19 protein-coding genes are annotated in these 20,378 nt (G+C 48.4%); 13 read left to right on the top strand and 6 right to left on the bottom strand.

From position 1 onward, the window contains the following. Positions 1–23: 23 nt before the first annotated feature. A complete protein-coding gene (locus tag Q1A41_RS08230) occupies positions 24–203 on the top strand; it encodes a hypothetical protein (protein WP_299977039.1) in 180 nt (59 codons plus the stop codon). 32 nt (positions 204–235) lie between these two features. Here the strand turns inward: Q1A41_RS08230 and Q1A41_RS08225 are convergent, their stop codons facing one another. Beyond that, the gene (locus Q1A41_RS08225; protein WP_299977036.1) at positions 236–1,198 is read right to left on the bottom strand and encodes a polyprenyl synthetase family protein; all 963 of its coding nucleotides are present in this window, start codon (positions 1,196–1,198) and stop codon (positions 236–238) included. 312 nt (positions 1,199–1,510) lie between these two features. On the opposite strand from Q1A41_RS08225, the gene rplU reads away from it, so the two are divergent. The 10 genes from rplU (at position 1,511) to Q1A41_RS08175 (ending at position 12,243) form a co-directional block, all read left to right on the top strand. After that, positions 1,511–1,822 carry a 50S ribosomal protein L21 gene (gene rplU / locus Q1A41_RS08220; protein WP_299771354.1) on the top strand — a complete coding sequence of 104 codons (312 nt, stop codon included), beginning with the start codon at positions 1,511–1,513 and terminating at the stop codon, positions 1,820–1,822. Positions 1,823–1,918: 96 nt separating this feature from the next. Further along, positions 1,919–2,176: a 50S ribosomal protein L27 gene (rpmA, locus tag Q1A41_RS08215; RefSeq protein WP_299771355.1), complete on the top strand. Its 258-nt coding sequence runs from the start codon at positions 1,919–1,921 to the stop codon at positions 2,174–2,176. A gap of 694 nt (positions 2,177–2,870) precedes the next feature. After that, entirely contained in the window at positions 2,871–4,076 is a 1,206-nt protein-coding gene (gene cgtA, locus Q1A41_RS08210; protein ID WP_299977033.1) for an Obg family GTPase CgtA, read from the top strand. Positions 4,077–4,140: 64 nt separating this feature from the next. After that, positions 4,141–5,262 (top strand): glutamate 5-kinase, encoded by a 1,122-nt coding sequence (gene proB, locus Q1A41_RS08205; RefSeq protein ID WP_299977030.1) that lies wholly within the window; start codon positions 4,141–4,143, stop codon positions 5,260–5,262. Positions 5,263–5,298: 36 nt separating this feature from the next. Further along, entirely contained in the window at positions 5,299–6,351 is a 1,053-nt protein-coding gene (locus tag Q1A41_RS08200; RefSeq protein WP_299977024.1) for a histidinol-phosphate transaminase, read from the top strand. Positions 6,352–6,673: 322 nt separating this feature from the next. Further along, the gene (locus Q1A41_RS08195) at positions 6,674–7,864 is read left to right on the top strand and encodes an efflux RND transporter periplasmic adaptor subunit (protein ID WP_299977021.1); all 1,191 of its coding nucleotides are present in this window, start codon (positions 6,674–6,676) and stop codon (positions 7,862–7,864) included. Then, the gene (locus Q1A41_RS08190; protein ID WP_299977018.1) at positions 7,857–11,000 is read left to right on the top strand and encodes an efflux RND transporter permease subunit; all 3,144 of its coding nucleotides are present in this window, start codon (positions 7,857–7,859) and stop codon (positions 10,998–11,000) included. The genes Q1A41_RS08195 and Q1A41_RS08190 overlap by 8 nt, the downstream gene beginning before the upstream one ends. A 204-nt stretch (positions 11,001–11,204) precedes the next feature. Next, positions 11,205–11,414, top strand: coding sequence for a hypothetical protein (locus Q1A41_RS08185; protein ID WP_299977015.1), 210 nt, complete (start codon positions 11,205–11,207; stop codon positions 11,412–11,414). Between the two features lie 66 nt (positions 11,415–11,480). After that, a complete protein-coding gene (locus Q1A41_RS08180) occupies positions 11,481–11,828 on the top strand; it encodes a hypothetical protein (RefSeq protein ID WP_299977012.1) in 348 nt (115 codons plus the stop codon). Between the two features lie 70 nt (positions 11,829–11,898). Further along, positions 11,899–12,243 (top strand): DUF6122 family protein, encoded by a 345-nt coding sequence (locus Q1A41_RS08175; RefSeq protein ID WP_299977009.1) that lies wholly within the window; start codon positions 11,899–11,901, stop codon positions 12,241–12,243. A 54-nt stretch (positions 12,244–12,297) separates the two neighbouring features. On the opposite strand, the gene Q1A41_RS08170 is transcribed toward Q1A41_RS08175, so the two are convergent. The 4 genes from Q1A41_RS08170 to pdsR all read right to left on the bottom strand — a co-directional run bounded on the left by Q1A41_RS08170 (position 12,298) and on the right by pdsR (position 16,424). Continuing rightward, the gene (locus Q1A41_RS08170; protein ID WP_299977006.1) at positions 12,298–12,948 is read right to left on the bottom strand and encodes a transglutaminase-like cysteine peptidase; all 651 of its coding nucleotides are present in this window, start codon (positions 12,946–12,948) and stop codon (positions 12,298–12,300) included. Between the two features lie 304 nt (positions 12,949–13,252). After that, positions 13,253–13,519, bottom strand: coding sequence for a 30S ribosomal protein S20 (rpsT, locus tag Q1A41_RS08165; protein WP_299977003.1), 267 nt, complete (start codon positions 13,517–13,519; stop codon positions 13,253–13,255). A 92-nt stretch (positions 13,520–13,611) separates the two neighbouring features. After that, positions 13,612–15,723, bottom strand: a complete 2,112-nt coding sequence (locus Q1A41_RS08160) for an ATP-binding protein (RefSeq protein ID WP_299977001.1) — start codon at positions 15,721–15,723, stop codon at positions 13,612–13,614. Then, on the bottom strand, positions 15,720–16,424 hold the full coding sequence (gene pdsR / locus Q1A41_RS08155; protein ID WP_299976998.1) for a proteobacterial dedicated sortase system response regulator: 705 nt from the start codon (positions 16,422–16,424) through the stop codon (positions 15,720–15,722). Before pdsR ends, Q1A41_RS08160 begins: the two co-directional genes overlap by 4 nt. A 186-nt stretch (positions 16,425–16,610) precedes the next feature. On the opposite strand from pdsR, the gene Q1A41_RS08150 reads away from it, so the two are divergent. Together Q1A41_RS08150 and Q1A41_RS08145 are read left to right on the top strand one after the other, a co-directional pair. After that, positions 16,611–18,896, top strand: coding sequence for a marine proteobacterial sortase target protein (locus Q1A41_RS08150; protein ID WP_299976995.1), 2,286 nt, complete (start codon positions 16,611–16,613; stop codon positions 18,894–18,896). 2 nt (positions 18,897–18,898) lie between these two features. Beyond that, entirely contained in the window at positions 18,899–19,507 is a 609-nt protein-coding gene (locus Q1A41_RS08145; RefSeq protein ID WP_299976992.1) for a class GN sortase, read from the top strand. Positions 19,508–19,563: 56 nt separating this feature from the next. Here Q1A41_RS08145 and Q1A41_RS08140 read toward each other — a convergent pair whose 3' ends face one another. Next, complete coding sequence (locus tag Q1A41_RS08140) at positions 19,564–20,331, bottom strand: DUF1223 domain-containing protein (RefSeq protein WP_299976990.1); 768 nt, start codon at positions 20,329–20,331, stop codon at positions 19,564–19,566. Positions 20,332–20,378: the final 47 nt, after the last annotated feature.

Here is a 20,378-nt window from a genome sequence, read left to right as displayed (position 1 = left end):
TAGGCTAAAAAACTGAAGGCACAATGAATATTTTTAAATTGGTAGAAAATGTAGGTGTAAATCAAAAAAATGAACAATATCAATATCTTGTGGTTATTTTAGATATTACTTATGAGAATTTAAGTGACAAAGTTGGGGTGCTAAAAAGCCTGTTGGGGCTAGAGTTGCGGCTGGGTTTACATGAGGTGGAGAGGGGAAGCTAGGCACCGCGAAAGGTGCCTGGGTAGGCCGATGATTAGTGGTCGCGACCTACCGCGAAATCTGCCAGTTGTTCCATGGCGGTTTTAAATTTTGACGGTGGAAGATCTGCTAACGTCGCTTTGGCTTGCTCGGCGTGGTCGATGGCAGCTTGCTTGGTATCTTCTAAGGCGCCTGTTTTACGAACAATTTCGACAATGTTATTGAGTTGCTCTACGGCGCCTTCGCGGATGGCATTGGCGATTAGCTCGCGATCCATTGCATCTCCCTTAGCCATTGCGCGAATTAACGGCAAGGTTGGCTTGCCCTCGGCTAGGTCATCGCCGACATTTTTGCCAAGTGCTTCGGCGTCACCTTCATAGTCGAGGGCGTCATCAATAAGCTGGAATGCGAGCCCTAGGTGGTAACCGTAAGCTTTTAAACTCTCTCTTGTGGTTTCAGGCGCCTGGAACAGTACCGCGGCTGTTTCACAAGCGGCTTCAAACAAGGCGCCGGTTTTCTTGTGAATCACCGTATAGTAATTAGCTTCATCAACCTCTGGGTCTTTGGCATTTACCAGTTGTTGCACCTCGCCTTCAGAGATGGTGTTGGTGGTATCAGACATGATTGCCATGATATCCATGCTGCCGATTGCCACTAACATTTGGAAAGCGCGGGAATAAAGGAAGTCACCAACCAGAACACTAGGGGCGTTGCCCCACTGAGCATTGGCAGTTGGGCGGCCTCTGCGCAGTTCGCTAACATCAACAACATCATCGTGCAGCAGTGTTGCGGTGTGAATAAACTCGATGATGGCTGCCAGATCGATGTGCTGCCTGTGTTGGTAGCCTAAAGCGTTTGCGCACAGCAAAACCAGCAGTGGGCGCAAGCGCTTACCACCGGCATCGACTATATAATGCCCAATATTCTCTACCAGCCCGACATCGGAATGCAGTTGATCAATGATTAGCTGGTTGACGGCGGCAAAGTCGTCTTCGACCGCTTGGTGGAAGGGCAGCATAGTGTGGGCCTTAACAGGGTTGATACATCAAAGGCGCGATCCTAGCAGTCAGCTTGGGCAAGCTCAATAGTTGTGGGGGTTTTCGCTGTATTTCAGCTGTGGGTATTTTGAGCAATTTGTCTGCTCAAAGGCTTGTTGTAAGGGCTCTGATGAAGTAGAATGCCCGCCCTTTATACGACGCAAGCCCTGTGAAGCATGGGAGTCAACCGGTGCTTTTAAAAGCAAAAGTTGTTAAATATTAATAGCTTAGCTGCTTCGTGTCGTCCAAAAGCAATCGGGCCAAAAGCCTGAGCGCAACAACTGGAGCATACAATGTACGCTGTAATTAAGAGCGGTGGTAAGCAGCACCGTGTAGTGGAAGGCGAAACCCTGAAGCTGGAAAAAATTGAAGTAGCCACTGGCGAAACTATCGACTTCGACGAAGTATTGATGGTTGCCAATGGTGACGACATCAAGATTGGTGAGCCAACTGTTGCTGGCGCCAAGGTAACTGCTGAAGTAGTTAGCCACGGCCGCGGCGAAAAGGTAACGATCATCAAGTTCCGTCGTCGTAAGCATCACATGAAGCGCCAAGGTCACCGTCAGTGGTACACCGAGGTTAAAATTACCGGTATTAAAGGCTAATCGCTTTTAATAGTATTCGATCAATTCGCTTTGCTTTAGGCCCCGTGAGCACTGGGCATATAAATCTAAAGTGAGGCCCAACAGAGGAAGATTATCATGGCTCACAAAAAAGCTGGTGGTAGTACTCGTAACGGTCGCGATTCGGAAAGTAAACGCCTTGGTGTTAAGCGTTTCGGTGGCCAACAAGTTTTAGCTGGTAACATTTTGGTTCGTCAGCGTGGCACTAAGTTCCACGCTGGTGAGAACGTAGGTATGGGTAAAGACCACACCTTGTTCGCCAAAGCGACTGGCGAAGTTAAGTTTGAAGTTAAAGGTCCTAAGAACCGCAAGTACATCAGCATCGTTGCTGCCTAATTGCGAGACCTGTCGCTAAGCGACACTTCAGCTTTGCATAAAAGCTTAAAGAGAGCCCCGTTCAGTTTCTGGATGGGGCTTCTTTTTACCTACTGGCACATTCAAAACTCCTGTTTTGAATGTGCCGTCGCCAAAGCTAGACTGGCGCCGTTTGTGAAACGGCTTGTCTAGCTTTGGCTCGCACAAGTGTGAACGCTTAGGCGTTCTCACTTGTGCCACACTCCTGTGTGGGTGTTTTTAATTGCTGGCGCACTCAAAACTCCTGTTTTGAGTGCGCCGTCGCCAGCTCTAGACTGGCGCCGTTTGTGAAACGGCTTGTCTAGAGCTGGCTCGCACTAATGTGAACGCTTAGGCGTTCTCACTAGTGCCACACTCCTGTGTGGGTGTTTTTAATTACTGCCATGTTCAATCCTTCTGAATTGAACATGGCGTCGCCACGCTAGGGCTGGCGTAGCTTGTGAAGCTGCTTGCCCTAACGTGGCTCGCACTAGTGTGAACGCTTAGGCGTTCTCACTTGTGGCCACACTCCTGTGTGGCGGGGAGGCTTCGATTTAGTTTGGGTAGTGGTATTGCCTTTATCTTTTAAGTCGGCTGGCTTCTTGGCTGTCTTGGAAGAGAGCTTTCTTTTTCTAATTGTCTTTCTCGGGTTACACTGTTTTTAAGTCAATCAAAAGCCTTCGGGCGTGGAGTGATTGTGAAGTTTGTAGATGAAGCGCCGATTTTTGTCGCCGCTGGTAATGGCGGCAATGGCTGCCTGAGTTTCTGGCGTGAAAAGTTTGTTGCCAAAGGTGGCCCTGATGGGGGTGACGGTGGCGATGGCGGTAGCGTGTACCTGGAAGCTGATGACAACCTCAACACTCTGGTTGATTACCGTTACCAACCTAAATATCGTGCCGAGCATGGTGCCTCTGGTCGTGGCGGTAACTGTACGGGTGCTAAAGGCGCCGATATGGTTTTGAAGGTGCCAGTAGGTACTACTGCGATCGATATGGATACCGAAGAGGTGCTTGGTGATCTGCGTAAAGCAGGCGATCGTTTATTGGTCGCTAAAGGCGGCTGGCATGGTTTAGGGAATACCCGTTTTAAGTCCAGTGTAAACCGCGCGCCGCGCCAAACTTCTCCGGGTAAGCCCGGTGAGCAGCGCAATTTAAAGCTTGAGCTGAAAGTGTTGGCCGATGTTGGTTTATTGGGTTTGCCAAACGCTGGTAAATCGACCTTGATTCGCGCCGTATCTTCAGCAAAACCCAAAGTAGCTAACTACCCTTTTACTACCCTGGTGCCAAACTTGGGTGTTGTGAAAGTACATGATCACCGCAGCTTTGTAGTGGCGGATATTCCAGGTTTAATCGAGGGCGCCAGTGAAGGTGCCGGTCTAGGTATTCGCTTCCTAAAGCACTTAACACGCTGTCGTGTATTGCTGCACCTAGTAGATATGTGCCCATACGATGGCACGACGCCGGCTGAAAATGCCCTGGCGATTGTGAACGAGTTAGAGCAATTTAGTCCGACTTTGGCGCAGCGTGAGCGCTGGCTGGTTTTAAACAAGCTGGATATGTTGCCAGAAGATGAAGCTGAAGCTGCTTGCCAAGAGGTAATTGATAAACTGAATTGGCAGGGCCCTGTTTTTAAAGTGGCCGCAATTAATAAAACCGGCACCAATGAAATGTGTAACGAGATTTTAGAATATCTCGAAGAAACTTGGGAAGCCGAAAAAGCCAACTCTGAGTTGGTTGAGCAAGAGTTGGAAACTCAGCAGCAAATGCAAGACGAGGCCCGCGAGAGAATCGAAAGCTTGCGTGATCAGCATCGTGCTGAGCGCAAAGCCGCAAAAGAACAATCAAGTAGTGACGACGATTGGGATGATGATGACTACGACGTTGAAGTGGAGTATGTGCCCTAAGGTCGGCCAATAGTTATCTAATTCTGCGACGCACACCATAGCAAACAAAAGCATAGCAAAAACAATGAGTCGCAAAAGTTTACAAACAAGCCGCCGCTGGGTGGTGAAAATTGGCAGTGCCTTGCTGACCAATGATGGCCAAGGTTTGGATGAGGCCGCTATTGATGCCTGGGTCTCCGAATTGGCGCATTTGCGCCAAGCGGGCTTGGAAATTATCTTGGTTTCCTCTGGTGCCGTAGCTGCCGGAATGACCCAGCTGGGCTGGAGCAAACGACCGAAAAGCTTGCATGAATTGCAGGCGGCCGCTGCTGTTGGTCAGGCTGGTTTAGTGCAGACTTACCAGCAAAAATTCCAACGCTTTGGGTTGCAAACAGCTCAAGTGTTATTAGATCATGACGACTTTTCCAGTCGTCAGCGATACCTTAATGCCCGCTCTACCTTAAACACCTTGCTTGATCTTGGTGTTATCCCGATTGTTAATGAAAACGATACGGTGGTTACCGATGAAATTCGCTTCGGGGACAATGATACTCTGGCGGCTTTGGTGGCCAATCTGCTAGATGCTGAGCAGCTCGTTATTCTGACGGATCAGCAGGGTATGTTTGATGCTGATCCACGCAGCAATCCCGATGCAAAACTTATTAGTGAGGCCAGCGCTCGCGATAGCAGCTTAGAGGAAAAAGCCGGCGGTGGCGGTAAATTGGGACGCGGTGGTATGCGAACCAAAGTAAGGGCGGCAAGAGTGGCTGCTCGTTCTGGTGCCCATACAGTAATCGTCGGTGGTCGTATCGAGAATGTACTGAGTCGCCTACGCAAAGCTGAAGACTTGGGTACTTTATTGTTGGCCGATCGCCAGCCTGAAGCAGCTCGAAAGCAGTGGCTGGCGGGTCATCTACAGGCCAAGGGTAAGCTTATCCTTGATGCTGGTGCTACCAGGGTGCTGAGCGGTCAGGGCAAGAGTTTACTGCCTGTTGGGGTTACCCAAGTTGTTGGTGATTTTACTCGTGGCGAGTTGGTTTTATGTTGCAATGAGCAGGGTCTAGAAATTGCTCGAGGCCTAGTAAATTACAACAGTGATGAAGCGCGCCGTATTATCGGATTATCCAGTGAAAAAATTAGCACCGCTTTAGGCTATGGCGGCGATGATGAATTGATACATCGAGATAACCTTGTGCTGAGTGAATAATAAACGGTTTTAGCAAGCGCTTGCTGGAGAAAGAAAGTGGGAATATTTAAAGATCATATTGAGGCAATGGCTGCATACGCTCCGCCACTAGAAGGGCGCAATCCAGATGATTTTACGCTACTGGATTTTAATGAGCGCACTATTCCAGTGAGTGATGCCATTAAGCAGGCCTTGGTGGATTATGTTCAAGGTAATCGCCTGCAGCAGTACCCACACTATGGCGATATATGTGAGCGCCTAGCGGATTATTGTGCGGTTGAGGCTGGTCAGGTCATGGTGACTAATGGCTCTGATCAGGGAATCGATTTGATCATTCGGGCTTGTTGTCGCGGGGGTGACGAGATCATAATTCCTGCACCGAGCTTTGCGATGTATGAGCAGGTGGCAAAGGTAGAGAATTTAAACATCATTAAGCCACTTTATCAGCGCGACAGTGGATATCCTTTGGCGCAAGTGAAGGCCGCAATAACGTCGAAGACTAAGTTGATCGTTATATCTAACCCTAACAATCCATGCGGTACGATTGTTGAGCCGGCGGCGATTATTGAACTGGCAAAATCGGCAAAAGACGTCGCGATATTAGTGGACGAGTGTTATTTCGAATATAGCCAGTGCACTGTGGCGGCGGCGATCAAGGAATGCCCTAATTTGCTGATTACGCGCACCTTCTCAAAAACATGGGGAATCCCTTCTTTACGCTTTGGCTATGTATTGGCCGCTGAGCAGAACATTCAAGCCTTGTTAAATGTCCGTGGACCTTACGATATCAATCAGTTGGCGATTGTTGCTGCGACAGCGGCATTGGAAAACCCAGAGTATACCGAGCGCTATGTGGCCGAGGTGATGCAGCAGGCTAAGCCTCGGCTGGAAGAGTTCTGTGATGCAAGAGGCTTGTTGTACTGGCCATCTGCGGCTAATTATTTATGGATCTTCCCTGATGATCCTGAGGCTCTTAATAAAAAGCTGCAAGAGGCCGCTATATTAGTTCGTCCTAAAGCAGATGCGGAAGGTCGTACCGGCTTGCGTATAACCATTGGTACGCTTGAACAAACTGAATTTTTGATCAAGGTTTTGGATCAGAACCTGTAGTTGTATTCGAGTTGGGGTCAGACCCTTATGGGGTCTGACCCCGGTGCTTCCGGGTCTACCGCAACTGATAAGCAACCCTTCTTTCTACCTAAAGCCAAGCCGACTGAGCCCGTCTATACTTCAATAAATGCTTGGCTTCTGGCCTAGGCTGTTCGGCCACTCTTCAGCATTGCCGCCGTTGTTTAACGAGAATTTCACTCGTTTTAACTTACGTTGCAACCTTTTATTTCTGAGTCTCGTCTAATGCTACAACTAAGGCTCCTATAGTGGAGTTTTAACCCGCATTTAGCCTATCAAGAAAATGATAAGGAAGGCCAAAATAATGAAACGCCTGTTTAAGTTCCTAGCCCCCGTTGCTGTTATTGCCGCTGGTGTCGCCGTTTGGGTTGTACTCGATGCAACTAAGCCAGAGCCAGAGAAAAAGGATGAGGTGAGTCAAGCGCCTTCGCTATTCGCGGAGCCGGTTTCTCGCGAAGAGATTACCTTGAAAATTCGCACCCAAGCTGAAGTTAAAGCTAACACCGAGGTGAATGTTATTAGCCAGGTGAGCGGTATGGTGGAGTGGGTGTCTCCTGAGTATATCGAAGGTGGTCAGTTTAAAGCGGGCGAAGCCATTTTAAGAATTGATGACGCTGATTATAAATTGGCCTTAAAGCGTGCCGAGGCGCGTGTCGCCGAAGCAAAAACTCGAGTAGAGCAAGTGGAGGCGGATGCCGAAGTTGCGCGTCGTCAGTTGCGCGGTGTGAAAAATCCATCAGCACTGGCTCTTAAGAAACCACAGCTGGCTGAAGCCAAGGCGAACCTGAAGGCGGCCGATGCGGATCTTGCTCAAGCGCAGCTTAATTTGAAGCGCACCAAAATTTCTCTCCCCTTTGATGGTCGTCTAAAGTCAATCGCCGCAAACATTGGCCAATATATTTCTCAAGGCAGCAACGTTGGGCGCGCCTTTGCAACGGACAAGGTTAAGCTTCGTTTGCCCCTAACCGATCGTCAACTGGCTTCTTTGAATTTGCCGATTGGTTTTGTTGCTACAGAAGAGCGTACTCCACTTGTTAAACTCAAAACTCGTTTTGCAGGTAAAGAGCTAGAGTGGGATGCGCAGCTAACTCGTGTTGATGCGGCCTTTGATCAGAGTACTCGTTTGGTTTATGCCATAGCTGAGGTAAAAAACCCTTATCAGCAAACCAATCCTCTCGCGGTGGGTATGTATGTTCGCGCTGAAGTTTATGGTGATACGATTAATCAGGCTTTAGTTGTTCCTCGTGCGGCTTTGCGAGCCAATGACCGCATTTATGTAGTAGATAAAGAAAACCGCCTGGATGTGCGTGAAGTACATGTTATCGATAAAAGCCCGGAGCGAGTGCTGATTGAAGGCGCTGTGCAAGAGGGCGAGATGGTTATTGTTTCTCCGCTACGTAACCCAACTCAGGGTATGGCCATCAACATTATGGAGCGCAATGAACAAAGTGAAGTGCAGACCGCGACTGTAGCTGAGGGTTCTGCAAATGGATAAGTTGATTGCATGGTTTGCCAAAAACTCTGTGGCGGCAAACCTGTTAATGTTTGGCTTGTTGGTGGCGGGCGTTATCGGCTATCTCAATGTTGAGCGTGAAGTATTCCCTATTTTTGAAGCGAACCAGGTTGAGATTAATGTTCCTTGGCCGGGCGCTGCTCCCCAAGAAGTAGAAGAGCAGGTCGTTATTCGCATCGAGGAAGCCTTAAAAGATCTTGATAATATCGATCGAGTAAACTCATTTGCGGCGGAAGGCTTTGGTCGTATTGTGGTTCGAGCGCTTGGCCAAGTTGATATGGCGGAGTTTGTGAATGACGTAAAGCTTCGCGTTGATAGTGTTAACTCTTTGCCGAGGGATATTGAACCGCCAGTCGTGCGCCAGTCGGTATTTCGCAACGAAATGATGCGTTTGGCTGTGCATGGTAATGTCGGCGAAAAGCGCCTTACCGATATGGCGGAGAATATTCGCGATGAAGTGGCCGCTTTGCCGAATATTTCTATTGTGGAGCTGTTTGGTGCCCGCTCGGAAGAAGTTGCCATTGAACTTTCTGAAGAGGCGATGCGCCGCTATGGTTTGAGCTTTGATCAGGTTTCGGCGGTTATTCGTGCTAATTCTTTAAATTTATCATCGGGCAGTGTTCGCACGGCCACGGGTGATGTGCAGTTGCGTGCACGCAATATGGCCAACAATCAGCAGGATTTTGACAGCATTATTCTTCGTCAGAGCGAAGATGGTGGTGTTGTTTTGCTAGGTGATGTGGCCAAAGTAATCGATGGTTACGAAGAAAATGAGATTCTAGCGACATTGAATGGTGAGCCTGCGGTATTGGTGCAGGTGATGACAACTGATTCGATGGATATTGTTGCAGCCAGTCATTCCATGAATGAGTGGTTGGCTAAGCGCCAAGAGAGTATGCCCGAGGGGATGAGTCTAACCCTGTGGTGGGATTCAGCGGATGTTTATAACAATCGCATGGATACCATTGTTTCTGCAGCGCTATCGGGTTTGTTATTAGTATTTTTAGTTTTGATTCTAACTCTGCGTCCACAAGTTGCGCTGTGGGTGACAGTGGGAATCGGTGTGGCTTTCGTGGGCACCTTGGCCTTCTTGCCAGCCTATGATGTTTCCATGAATGTAATGTCGACCTTCGCGTTCTTGCTGGTGCTCGGGATCGTGGTGGATGATGCCATTGTGGTGGGTGAAAGTATCCACCACCATGGTGCGGATCACGGTGGCGGTGTGGAATCCGCTGTTGAGGGCACTAAGGCGGTAGCAAAGCCCGTTATCTTTGCGGTATTAACAACCATCGTTGCTTTTATGCCGTGGATGTTCCTCAGTGGTGAAAGTGTGCAAATTACTCGTATGTTGTCGATTGTTATCACAGCAGCGCTGGTAATCTCTCTAATCGAAGCATTTTTAATTCTTCCTGCGCATTTGAGAAAGCTGCGTCCACGTAAAGACTTGCACGGTTTGGCTCGCACTCAACAAAAGATTGCGCATTCTTTGGTGAGATTTGCTGATACGACTTATCGCGGTTGGTTGGAAAAGGCGATTAAGTATCGTGGTTTGACCATTTCGATTTTTATCTCTTTCTTTATCATTAGTTTGGGTGTTTTCAGTACCGGCTGGGTGCGTTTTTCCTTCAACCCAGAAATCGAAAGTGATCAGGTTATTATCAACGTAGAGATGCCCTCTGGCTCACCTTATAGTCGAGCTTTAGAGGTTCTTGATCAGCTACAAACGGCCGAAAAGCAGTTGGAAGCTGAGGTGAATCAAAATGCTGAAGGCGGTAGCGGCGAGCTAATTGAGAATTGGTATACCCGCTCACGTCGTGACAGCGTGATTGCCATTGTAAAACTTGCCCCACCTGAAGTGCGTGAGCTTTCAGCGAAAGAAACCGCTAAACGATTAAGTGAGTTGGTGGGTGAAGTGCCTGACGCCGAAAGTGTTTCGGTAGAGTACACCATGAACGATGGTGGTCAGCGCATTAATTACTCCTTGCAGCATAAAGATCTGGATACCTTGCGCGAGGCCGTGGCAGAACTAGAGATGCAATTGCAATCTTATGATTCCATTTTCTTTGTTCGCAATAATATGCAGGGCAGCGCCGATGAACTGCGCTTAAGCTTGCTGCCAGGTGCTGAGAAGCTAGGTGTTGATTTGGCTTCGGTTTCTCGCCAGGTACGTCAAGCCTACTACGGTGAGGAAGTACAACGCTTACCTCGTGCTAATGGTGATGTGCGTGTGATGTTGCGCTACCCGAAATCCGCGCGACACAGCTTGGATAGTCTGGATGATTTTCGAATCCGCACGGCGGACGGTCGCGAAGTGCCGTTGTTCTCAGTGGCTGAGGTGGAATATGCACCTGGTATCAAGAGCATTAATCGTCGCAACGGTAATCGCAGCGCCTATATTGATGCCGAGCTAAGCGGCGATGTGCGCAAAGACATTATGGATGATATGGAGAAAAACTTCCTAGAAGACTGGAAAGCGCGCTACCCTGGTTTGTCGGTGAACAAAGCCGGCCAGGCGGAAGGTGAAGCGCAATTTATGAAAGAAATCGCTTCGCTATATTTCCTAGCTCTATTTGGAATGTATGCCTTACTTGCGGTTGCCTTTAAGTCTTACTTTAAGCCAATCATTATTATGACCGCGATCCCCTTCGGCTTTATGGGGGCGGTTTATGGCCACTTGATTTTTGATACATCAATGGCGCTGTTCTCTTACTTTGGTATCGGTGCAGCCGCGGGTGTTGTGGTAAACGATAACTTGGTATTGATGGATTATATTGGTAAGCAGCGTCAAAAGGGCATGTCCGTACGCGATGCGGTAATTGCTGGCGGTGTGAATCGTTTCCGTCCGATTTTGCTGACTTCAATTACTACCTTTATTGGCTTGATGCCGATGTTGGCCGAGCGCTCGGCGCAGGCGCAGTTCTTACATCCGGCGGTAATTGCTTTGGCCTTTGGTGTTTTGTTTGCACTGTTTGTTTCGCTACTGTTGGTGCCAGCTTTGTACTCGCTAGGCGCTAGTATTAAATCTGGCGTACTGTCTTGGTTTGGCATTCATTACAGTATTAATGGTGAAGAAGATAAGCCGGCTGATGAAAGTGAGCAAGCGTTGATTAATAATTGATTTCTTAGCAATGGGGTTAGAGTTAAGATTGTTGGCTCTAACCCCATGTTTGTATTTTCAGTCTTTTGTTTCTATGCAGTCCGTTGTCTATAGTGATGGGCTGTCCTCCTATAGTGTTCAGCTTAATCGATTTGGCTGATTTTCAAGTGTTATCAATTCAATAATATTTACCTCGCCGGTGCGCGTTGAGGTGTTTCGGAATGTTTGTTAATTAATTTTAGTAGCCATTTCAAAGATGCGTGTGCGGTTGTAATTTATTCTAGAGTTAATGGTGGGCTCACGCTTGATCAAGGAACAGCCCTTATTGGTGGCTTGGTCTTAGTTGCGTCGGTAGTAGCAGCTCCTGCTGCTGTAGCCTTTGGCGTTGGTGTGTTGGCTGCCATTGCTATTGGGCGGGCATTTTCTAGTCATTAACTAGAAAGCAAGTGGCCCTTGGGGGCGCTTGCCTTGATGAACATCTTTAGGTTGCAAGGATGGGTGATGAGTAACAATTTGACTATACGTATATTCAACCTTGTCTGGCTTGTAGGAGTCATTTGCTTAGCTTGTTACGTTTACCTGAGTTGGCCAATTGGCTCTGAAGTATACAAAGGCCATGAAATTCCGGTGCAATTTTTTATATATTTTTTGTTTATTTCGGGATTGGGAGTGGCGTTTAGGAACTATCACAAGTACAAGACTAAAAGTCTTTTTAGTCTGACGATATTGGGTGGTCTTTACATCGCCGTTATGCTTGCTGTGAAGCTTGGCTTGATAGGGCTGGATGTGCAATATACGGCGACTTGGATTTACCCCCTGTTAGCAGTTGCTGTATTGTTTGACAAATAGCTAGGGCAACACTGGGTGGCATCGGTCAAGCAAAGAGCGTCTGGTAACTGTTATACTGCGCCTACTCCAAATGCTGTCTCCTACCGTTCGAGGTTTTCTTATTTTCCACATAGCCCAACATTTCATAGTGCCGCTTGCTGTAGCGGTTTTGTTTTTCCCAAAACAGTGGCGTAAAGCCTATCTGATCATGATGCTAACGATGCTGGTGGATGTGGATCATCTATTGGCAGATCCTATTTATGATCCAAATCGCTGCAGTATTGGATTTCACCCGCTGCACCGCTTGCCGATGATTATTGGCTATTTAGTTCTTTGTATTTTCAGTAAAACCCGATGGATTGGCTTGGGTTTGGTGATTCATATGGCGCTGGACAGTATCGATTGCCAAGTAAATACTGGCAGTTGGATAAACTAAAGGAGAATATATTTCTATTCTCCTTTAGTTTGGCCGAGCAGGGTTGGGACTGGCTTAAAGGCTGGCCAGTTGGGTAGAAAGCAATTCAGGGTTGCGCAGCATAGGGTCGTTTTGCAGGAGCTTTTTCCAGCTTGGAAGTAAACTGTGGCTGCGCTTATCTTCACTCAGTTTAGGAATCCAGAGCCCTTCACGATTAAAGCGGTAGATGCTTTGCAAATCGCTGCGTTGGGAAAGTGGGCTTAAGCTATCGCTAAGGCTGTCTAGGACGAGCTGACGCCCGTTTTCTAAGCGAACTGACAATACCATATGCCCTGCTTTAATAGGGCGAGAATAGACATAGTGCAGGTGTAGCTGCTGTTCTTTGAAGCCTAGAGCTAATAGGGTGGTGAATTTGGCAATGCTGAGATCTTCGCAATCCCCTTGGCGATTACGAATGGTGTCGAAGCTGCTGGACCAGTGATCGTCTGACTGCCAGCGTTGGCGGTCGCTGCGCCATGAAAAGCGGTTGAAGTACTGGTTGACCGCCTGTAGCTGCTGCTCCTGGCTAAAGCCTTGGTGGCGTAGGTTGCTTACGGTTGAGGCCCAGTTCTGCAGTGCGGCAACTCCTTGAATGGTTACTTCTTGTGCATATAAAAGCGGAGTGTGCAGCAATGCAAAGCATAATAGGCAGATCCGTATGGCTATTGGGGCAGTCTTTGTTGGCATGATTAGTCACTCAAGTGAGAACGGTTTCTCTTTTGTTTTGTGAACTATGTCACGCTACTTGCGTGTGGTCGCTACCGGTCGGTGAAAATGAGAAGATCTGACTATGGATTAATTTTTAAAATTAGTTCTTTTATTTGAGGTGTTTGCTTGAGTGGTACTGGAATTTGCCACTTGGGGATGAGGGGCCTTTTTTGGCTTGATTTCAGGCTTGTTGTCGCCTGCGCTGATAGCTGAGGGGTGTAAATTTCAGATACAAAAAAACCGGCTAAAGCCGGCTTTTTTGATAGTTGAGGCAGCGGTGCAATTAAGCAGCCAAAGCCTTAACTTGCGCGTTCAGACGGCTCTTATGGCGAGCAGCTTTATTCTTGTGAATAATGCCTTTGTCTGCAATGCGGTCAATAACAGGTACTGCAGCGGCGTAAGCGGCTTTAGCAGCGTCTGCATCGCCAGCGTCGATCGCGGCGTTAACTTTTTTAATGTAAGTACGCACCATGGAGCGTAGGCTGGCGTTGTGCTGGCGAGCCTTTTCGTTCTGGCGGGCACGTTTTTTAGCTTGAGGTGAATTTGCCACCGTAATGCTCCTATAACGTTTGGTCTAAATTAAGGACGCGGTATTATGCCGTTTTGGTTTTTTAAGTCAAGACCCTTTCAGTGATAATCTGCCTATTTTGTTGAAAGAGGCGGCTCATCGGGCCTGCGCCTATTTGGCAGTTCTAAACTAAACACCACTCCACCTAAATCTGCCCGGTTCTGGGCCTTTACATTTGCGTGGTGGAACTCGGCGATTAGCTGCACGATGCGAAGCCCTAGGCCTAAGTGCGGGCGTTCGCTGTCGCTCTTATCTCTAACCGAGACAAGGGAGTCGAATAGCTGTTCACTGACGAGGTCAGGCAGTAGTGGGCCGTCATTATCGACCGATAAAGTAAGCCCTCTGTCGTGTGCGGCCAGAGATAGGGTGATTGTGCCGGCTTGGGGGCAGAAATCTACGGCATTCTCAACCAGTTTATCCAGGGCCTGAGCCAACAATTCTGGTGCTCCCCAGTAGCTAATTTGACCTTCGATACTTAAATCTAGCTTTATGTGGCACTGCTTAGCAAAGGTGTCGCCATAAGCGAGGCTGAGATCTTTGAGCAGTTGATCTAAGGCGAAGTGCTCTTTTTCGGCGCTGGCAATAGCCGCTTCCACCTGGCTGGCCGCTCCCATGGCGTTCAATATCGCCGACAATCTCTCGCTGCCCTGTAAGGCGCGCTGGCTGTAACTTTGTTGTTCTTGATTGAGTTCACATTGCTGCAGGTTATCCAGGGAGGTTTTAACCACCGCTAGAGGGGTTCTGAGTTCATGGGACAGCTTACTTGAAAGGCTGCCCAAATAGTCGCTGTAGGCTCGTAGGCGACGCAATAGTTGATGGTAGTTGCGGCTCAAGTCACCAAGCTCATCTTTGGCATCGCTGGCCGGCAGTAGCCCCTGTTCAGGCTTGGGGCGACCATACTCGTCGAGTGCCTGCTCGGCCGCCTGGCTAAGCTTTTTGATGCGCCAGCCCAGCCAGCTGGCATAGGCGAGTAGTGCGGCCCCAAGTAGGAGGCTGCCCAGGCTGGAGTAGAGCAGCAAGTTAAGCAGTGCAGAATTTAATAAGGCCGCCTGGGTGTCATTGCTTTGTTCTGCAATCACTGCGCCTAAAACCTGCCCGTTTGGGCTTCGGATCGGTGCGCTGGCACGAACTTTAAGTTGCCCAGAGCCTTGGTACCAGCGTTCACTCGCACTCCCTGCCAGCGCTTGGCTTAGCTCATCGCCAAAATACCAACCAATATTCTGCCATTCTTCGATCACTTCTAGTTGCTGACTTTGCAACAAGCGTTGATAGATCCAGGCTTTAAATGGGTGTAATTTATTGGCCTCTGGAAAATAGCGAGCGCTGTTAGCCACGTCACTGTGCAAATCAGCCAGTAATTCACCCTGTGTACCGCTGAGGCTTAGGCGTAAACCCTCTTGCTGAAAATGGCTTAGCTCTTCATCTAAACCTTCTAACTGCTGCACTAATCTTGGTGCTTGGGAGTCGCTAGGCCAGAGATTCAAAGTTTCGCCAGTATCAGAGACCACCGATAGATTAAAGCGGCCGGACAAAAACGACAGTGGCATTTGCAGCTCAACTTGGTAGCCGTTGCTGTTCTCACGCCACCAACCTTGAATGCGATGCTCAGTGCTGATCTTTTCGCCGTTTTGAAAACGTGCGATGACTTTGCCGGGTGAGCTGGTGCTTAAGGCAAAACTTGTGGATGCGCTTTGCAGGATTAAATGATCGCCATTAGCTAAGCCATTCTTACCTGGGTGGTAATAGCCGAGCTCGGGCTTTTGTACTTCTACAAAGACAAAAATACGATTGTGGGGGCTGCGTAAGCGTTTACGGTTGGCGAAGGTTTCTTGCTCTGCACGTTGCAGCATGAGTCGCCAGCGGGCGCGAAAGGGCGCCTCTCCAACTTGGTATACAGGCCCAGATCGCCAACTGGGCCAATCACCACCGTAACCATCTAAGACCGTTTGTCCCTTTTGCAGGGGGGCAAAGAAGCCGGCTTCGCCACTTAGCGCATTGTGTGCTGGAAAAAGCTCCAGGTTTTTGTCCTTACCCAATACTGTGGCTACAGCCTTGGCCTGGGCTAGCAGGGCTCGGCTTTGCCCGTCGCGCAAAAGTTGATCCATTTCCTGGAGGTGTTGATAGCCTGCCCAAGGAATTACCAAGGTTAGTAAACTTAGCAGAAATAGTTGCCGGCTAAGCTTCATTCAGAGTTTTCCTGCCAGCGATAACCCATGCCATAGGCTGTGGCTATGCAGCGAAATTCAGGGTCAATTTGCTGGAACTTTTTACGAATGCGTTTGATGTGGGAAGTAATGGTGTTGTCGTCCAATACAACATTGGCGGCATCCATCAACTGTTGGCGGTTTTTCACATGGCCTGGGTGTTTGGCCAAGGCGTGCACAATCCATAGCTCAGTTACTGTCAATTCAAGCAGTTGTTCTTGCCAGCGGGCATGCATTCGATCTAGGTTAATATCGAGGTCACCCCTTTGTAAGCAGTTCTCTTGTTCTTCTTGCTCTGGGCCTTGGAGGGCATCCATGCGGCGAAACAGGGCGACTATTCGAGCGAGCATATGGGCCTGGCTGATATCTTTGGTGAGATAGTCGTCAGCTCCAAGCCGCAGGCCGCTGATCATGTCCAGCTCACTATCGCGAGCGGTAAGAAAGATTATCGGCAGTAAAGGGGCTTGGGCGCGAAGCTGACGACAAAGGTCAAAGCCGCCTTCAATTTCTTCCCCAAGCCCAACGTCGATGATTGCTAAGTCTGGTAAGGCACTGGCGAAGGCCTGTAAGGCGCTAGGGCGATCGATGTAGTGGCTCACTTGAAAGCCCTGGCGTTGCAGAGCTTCTTGGTAATTGGCGGCGATGGCTATTTCATCTTCAACAATGGCAATGTGCCTGGGCATATCAAATCCTTGTGCTGGCCTTAGCTTATGGCCTGTTATGTAGGGGTATAGTTTATCGCCAAAGCGCAGAAAATAAATCCCTGCCACAATTGATCATAATTGAGCCTCAACTTGCCACCATTTGGGCACTGGCCTGCCATAGAGCCTTGTTTAAATACCCCTAAACGGATTAACAGGGTATGCCGCATGAAACTAACCACACCTTTACCAATGCCGGCTATGTGCCGTCAGCGCAGTCGACGCAAAATCCCCAAGCACTTATTGCTAGAGAGCGAGGGCAAAAAACGCAGCTGGCCGAAGTATGTAATGCTGCTGCTAAGTTTGCCATTGCTGTTACTGTTGTTCGCTCTGGCTGATCTCGCTAACGCAGAAGAAGATTATCGCTGGCAAAATGACTTTAATGAGCGTGGTGGCGAACTATTTTTCAAAGATGCAGCGGGTCGTAAAGCCGCCGCTTTGCATTTAGGCAGCGATTTTAATGTGCTAGTCAATGGCATGGTTGCTGAAATTACCTTGCAACAGCGTTTCAAAAATCAAGGTAATGAATGGCTAGAAGCTGTTTATGTTTTTCCTTTAGATGAGCAGGCTGCGATAAGTGCCATGCAAATGCGAATTGGCGAGCGTCTTATCAAGGGCAAGATCGCTGAGAAGCAGGCTGCTAGAAAACAATATCAGCTTGCTAAAAAGCAGGGTAAGAAAGCCGCTTTAAGTGAACAGCAGCGTGCCAATTTATTTACCCAGCGTGTCGCTAATATTGCGCCGGGTGAGACGATTGAAATTGAGCTCAAAGTTGTTCAAGCGGTCAATCTTAAGGATAAAGCTGAGTTTGGCGGTTTGCAATTTAGCCTGCGTATCCCTACTACGCTAACGCCGCGCTTTATTCCTGGTTCGCAAGTACAAGATCATCCGCAAGAGCAGCAAGTTAAACTGGATAATCACGGTTGGGCACAAGCAACGGCTCAGGTTGCTGATGCTGGTGAAATTACTCCGCCTATGATAACAGACGCTGGCGATAACGATATTGTTAATCCGATGAGCTTAGAGCTCACCCTAGATGCTGGTTTGCCATTGGCTAGTGTGAGCAGTCCAAGTCATCGTTTATCAGTTAACAAATCAGCCGAGCAACATCACATTACCTTGGCCGATGGTGTGGCGGCCATGAATCGTGATTTTATTTTAGAGTGGTCACCTAACCCTTCTGTACAGCCTCGTGCAGCCTTGTTTCGTCAAAGCAAAGAGCAAAGCGATTACGCCATGTTAATGCTGTTGCCGCCGCAGACTTTAAGCGCCACGTTGCCAAGAGAGGTTATTTATATCATTGATACATCAGGCTCTATGGATGGTGAATCTATCGTTCAGGCGAAGGCTGCATTAAAAACTGCGATTCAGCAAATGAGCGATGGTGAACGATTTAATATTATTGAATTCAACTCTAACTATAGTTTGTTTGCCAGTCAGCCTTTGCAGATGAATATGCATAATAGAATGCAGGCCTTAGATTTTGTGGCGGGCTTACAATCAGGTGGTGGCACGCAGATGTTGCCGGCGCTTAGAGAAGCTCTGCAAGCTGAGGCCCAAGAGGGGTTTTTAAAACAAGTGGTCTTTATTACCGATGGCAGTGTAGGCAACGAAACGGAATTGTTTCGCGAGATTCACAAACTGCTTGGAGATAGTCGCCTGTTTACCGTAGGAATAGGCTCTGCTCCTAACGGTTTTTTTATGCGCAAAGCAGCAGAGTTTGGTCGTGGTAGCCATCGATATATTTCTCGCTTAAATCAAGTGGAAGAGGAGATGGCCTTACTGTTCAAACAATTGTCCGCACCCGTACTACGTGATATCGAAGTGCAGTGGCCAGAGCATTTAACAGTGAGTGCATTGCCAGAGCGAATTGCTGACCTCTACATGGGAGAGGCGTTACAGTTGCATGCCAAGTTAACAGAAATGAATGCAGCAGCTGTAATGGATGGCAATGTGGTCATTAAAGGTCAGTTAGCCACAGGTCCCTGGCAGCAGAGTATTCCCCTTGCGGCTTTAGCGGATAAGGAGCATAGCGGCCTATCTAATCTATGGGGGCGTAAAAAGATTGCCGCTTTGGAAGACGAAAAAACCTTAGGACGCGATCCCAAGCTGGTTAGAGCCGAAGTTCTTAAAATCGCGCTAGCTGAGCAACTGCTATCACCCTATACCAGCTTTATTGCCGTCGAAGAAAAAATATCGCGACCAATCAACGCCGCCTCAGATAGCGTTGCGGTACCTAATCAAATGCCCAATCAAAAACCAAGGGGCAGTGCCAAGCCTGTTGCTGCTGTAAAGCAACAGCTTGCCATGGCCTACCCAAAGACGGCCTCGGGGTGGCAGGCTAAGCTTTCTCAAAGTATATCGATGCTATTGATGTTATTAGTTGCCTTCAGTCTCTATCGAGTAGTGCTAGGAGGTGCTACTCGCCCAGATCACGCGAATGTGGCGGCTTAACGATGACAGTTGCAGTAGTCAGTGTGAGCCGCCCAGTGCCAAAAAGCCTTATCAAAAAAGGCGCCAAGGTTACTTTTATCTTGGCCCTTGTTTTTGCCTTACTTCCCGCAGCCGATGGCTTATGGATGTATGGTAAAGCGCAGCTTGCTCAACAACTGCTGCAAAACGCCTGGCAGAAAACCTTGATTAATACCGGTGAAGAAAGCAAAAAAGTACGCCCTTGGCCCTGGGCTGATCACTGGCCAGTGGCGAGATTACGATGGCAGGCCGGCGATCAGGATTTACTGGTCTTGCATGGCGCCCACGGTGCTAGTCTCGCCTTCGCTCCAGGAATGACAGTGGCAGCGAATGGCGGTCGCCTAATATCCGCCCACCGAGATACTCACTTTCAATTTCTAAAAGATTTAAAAATCGGTGATCAGATTCAAATACAAAACAACAATGGGCAATGGCAAAGCTGGCAAGCCCAAGTTATTGAAATTCACAATATCAATGAACATCAACTCTGGGTTGCTGAAGAAGAACTGGTACTTATTAGCTGCTATCCCTTCGATCAAATCGAAGCGGGCGGGCCTTTAAGATATGTATTGCGGCTGAGGAAGGTAACCTAAGTTCATTCTCTCTGCCGCAAGTTATTTATCTAGTTAGCTTGTAGCTCAAACACAGCCTACAACCAATCCCCCATCGCTAAAATCGGACTGGGGTCTCTGCCTTTACTTAGCCAAAGTGCTATCGCCTGTTTACTGGAATTAAATTTGCTGGTATCTGGTAGATCCAGGTCAGCGGTGCCGTCGGACGCTAAGCGCGCTTTTTTATAGCCTAAAACGACAAAGTCATGTTGCAAGGTTTTACGGCGGTTTTCGCCGGCTTTGATTTTGTGTTTTAGATCAAAGCCTAAAATAGCGACGTTGACGGTATAGGGTTTTTGCTCGTCGGCGGTTTTAGCTTGGAAGTTCACGCTAAGTTCGTCACCGTTAATATTCGCAGACAGGGTGCCAGGTGAAACGAGCTCACTCTTTGGAATCGAACGGCGATAAAACCAACCGTTCCACTGTTCACCATTCGTCATAAAACCGGGTGTCGCAACATTGCGACTGTGGCCAAGCTTTTTGTAGAGACGCTGGCGCTGACTGAATTGCGATTGTGCAAATGGGTCTTTCCAGCCTAGGTAATCCCAGTAATCTACATGAAAGTTAATTGGGATTAATTTTGTCCAAAGATCAGCTGATTCCTTTAGCGAAGTAAACCACCGTTCAGCCGGTGGGCAGCTGCTGCAACCCTGTGAGGTATAGAGCTCTAATAACATAGGGGGTTGAGCTTGCGATTGCAGAGTTTTTGTCGACGCCTTAGTGTTAGCGCTTACCGCGAATACGGAAACCAGTGCAAAGGCGAAGAGCAGTTTACGAGCAAAAGGGTAATTGGGAGCTATATTCATAATGGCGTTCTCGAGTAAAACACGGTGATAGCGAATGCTTAAGATTG

It is taken from the genome of uncultured Pseudoteredinibacter sp., from assembly GCF_947502065.1.
In the GTDB taxonomy this organism is placed as follows: domain Bacteria; phylum Pseudomonadota; class Gammaproteobacteria; order Pseudomonadales; family Cellvibrionaceae; genus Pseudoteredinibacter.
Note: the sequence above shows the minus strand (reverse complement) of the source record. Positions and strands in the feature narration are given on the sequence as shown.

Excerpts from the sequence above, each read along its gene's own strand:
- Q1A41_RS08230 (WP_299977039.1), top strand. The coding sequence starts at position 24 with ATGAATATTTTTAAATTGGTAGAAAATGTAGGTGTAAATCAAAAAAAT.
- Q1A41_RS08145 (WP_299976992.1), top strand. The coding sequence starts at position 18,899 with ATGACAGTTGCAGTAGTCAGTGTGAGCCGCCCAGTGCCAAAAAGCCTT.
- Q1A41_RS08170 (WP_299977006.1), bottom strand. The coding sequence starts at position 12,948 with ATGCCAACAAAGACTGCCCCAATAGCCATACGGATCTGCCTATTATGC.
- Q1A41_RS08190 (WP_299977018.1), top strand. The coding sequence starts at position 7,857 with ATGGATAAGTTGATTGCATGGTTTGCCAAAAACTCTGTGGCGGCAAAC.
- Q1A41_RS08150 (WP_299976995.1), top strand. The coding sequence starts at position 16,611 with ATGAAACTAACCACACCTTTACCAATGCCGGCTATGTGCCGTCAGCGC.
- Q1A41_RS08225 (WP_299977036.1), bottom strand. The coding sequence starts at position 1,198 with ATGCTGCCCTTCCACCAAGCGGTCGAAGACGACTTTGCCGCCGTCAAC.
- Q1A41_RS08140 (WP_299976990.1), bottom strand. The coding sequence starts at position 20,331 with ATGAATATAGCTCCCAATTACCCTTTTGCTCGTAAACTGCTCTTCGCC.
- Q1A41_RS08195 (WP_299977021.1), top strand. The coding sequence starts at position 6,674 with ATGAAACGCCTGTTTAAGTTCCTAGCCCCCGTTGCTGTTATTGCCGCT.
- pdsR (WP_299976998.1), bottom strand. The coding sequence starts at position 16,424 with ATGCCCAGGCACATTGCCATTGTTGAAGATGAAATAGCCATCGCCGCC.
- rpmA (WP_299771355.1), top strand. The coding sequence starts at position 1,919 with ATGGCTCACAAAAAAGCTGGTGGTAGTACTCGTAACGGTCGCGATTCG.
- Q1A41_RS08180 (WP_299977012.1), top strand. The coding sequence starts at position 11,481 with ATGAGTAACAATTTGACTATACGTATATTCAACCTTGTCTGGCTTGTA.
- rplU (WP_299771354.1), top strand. The coding sequence starts at position 1,511 with ATGTACGCTGTAATTAAGAGCGGTGGTAAGCAGCACCGTGTAGTGGAA.
- proB (WP_299977030.1), top strand. The coding sequence starts at position 4,141 with ATGAGTCGCAAAAGTTTACAAACAAGCCGCCGCTGGGTGGTGAAAATT.
- Q1A41_RS08175 (WP_299977009.1), top strand. The coding sequence starts at position 11,899 with ATGCTGTCTCCTACCGTTCGAGGTTTTCTTATTTTCCACATAGCCCAA.
- Q1A41_RS08160 (WP_299977001.1), bottom strand. The coding sequence starts at position 15,723 with ATGAAGCTTAGCCGGCAACTATTTCTGCTAAGTTTACTAACCTTGGTA.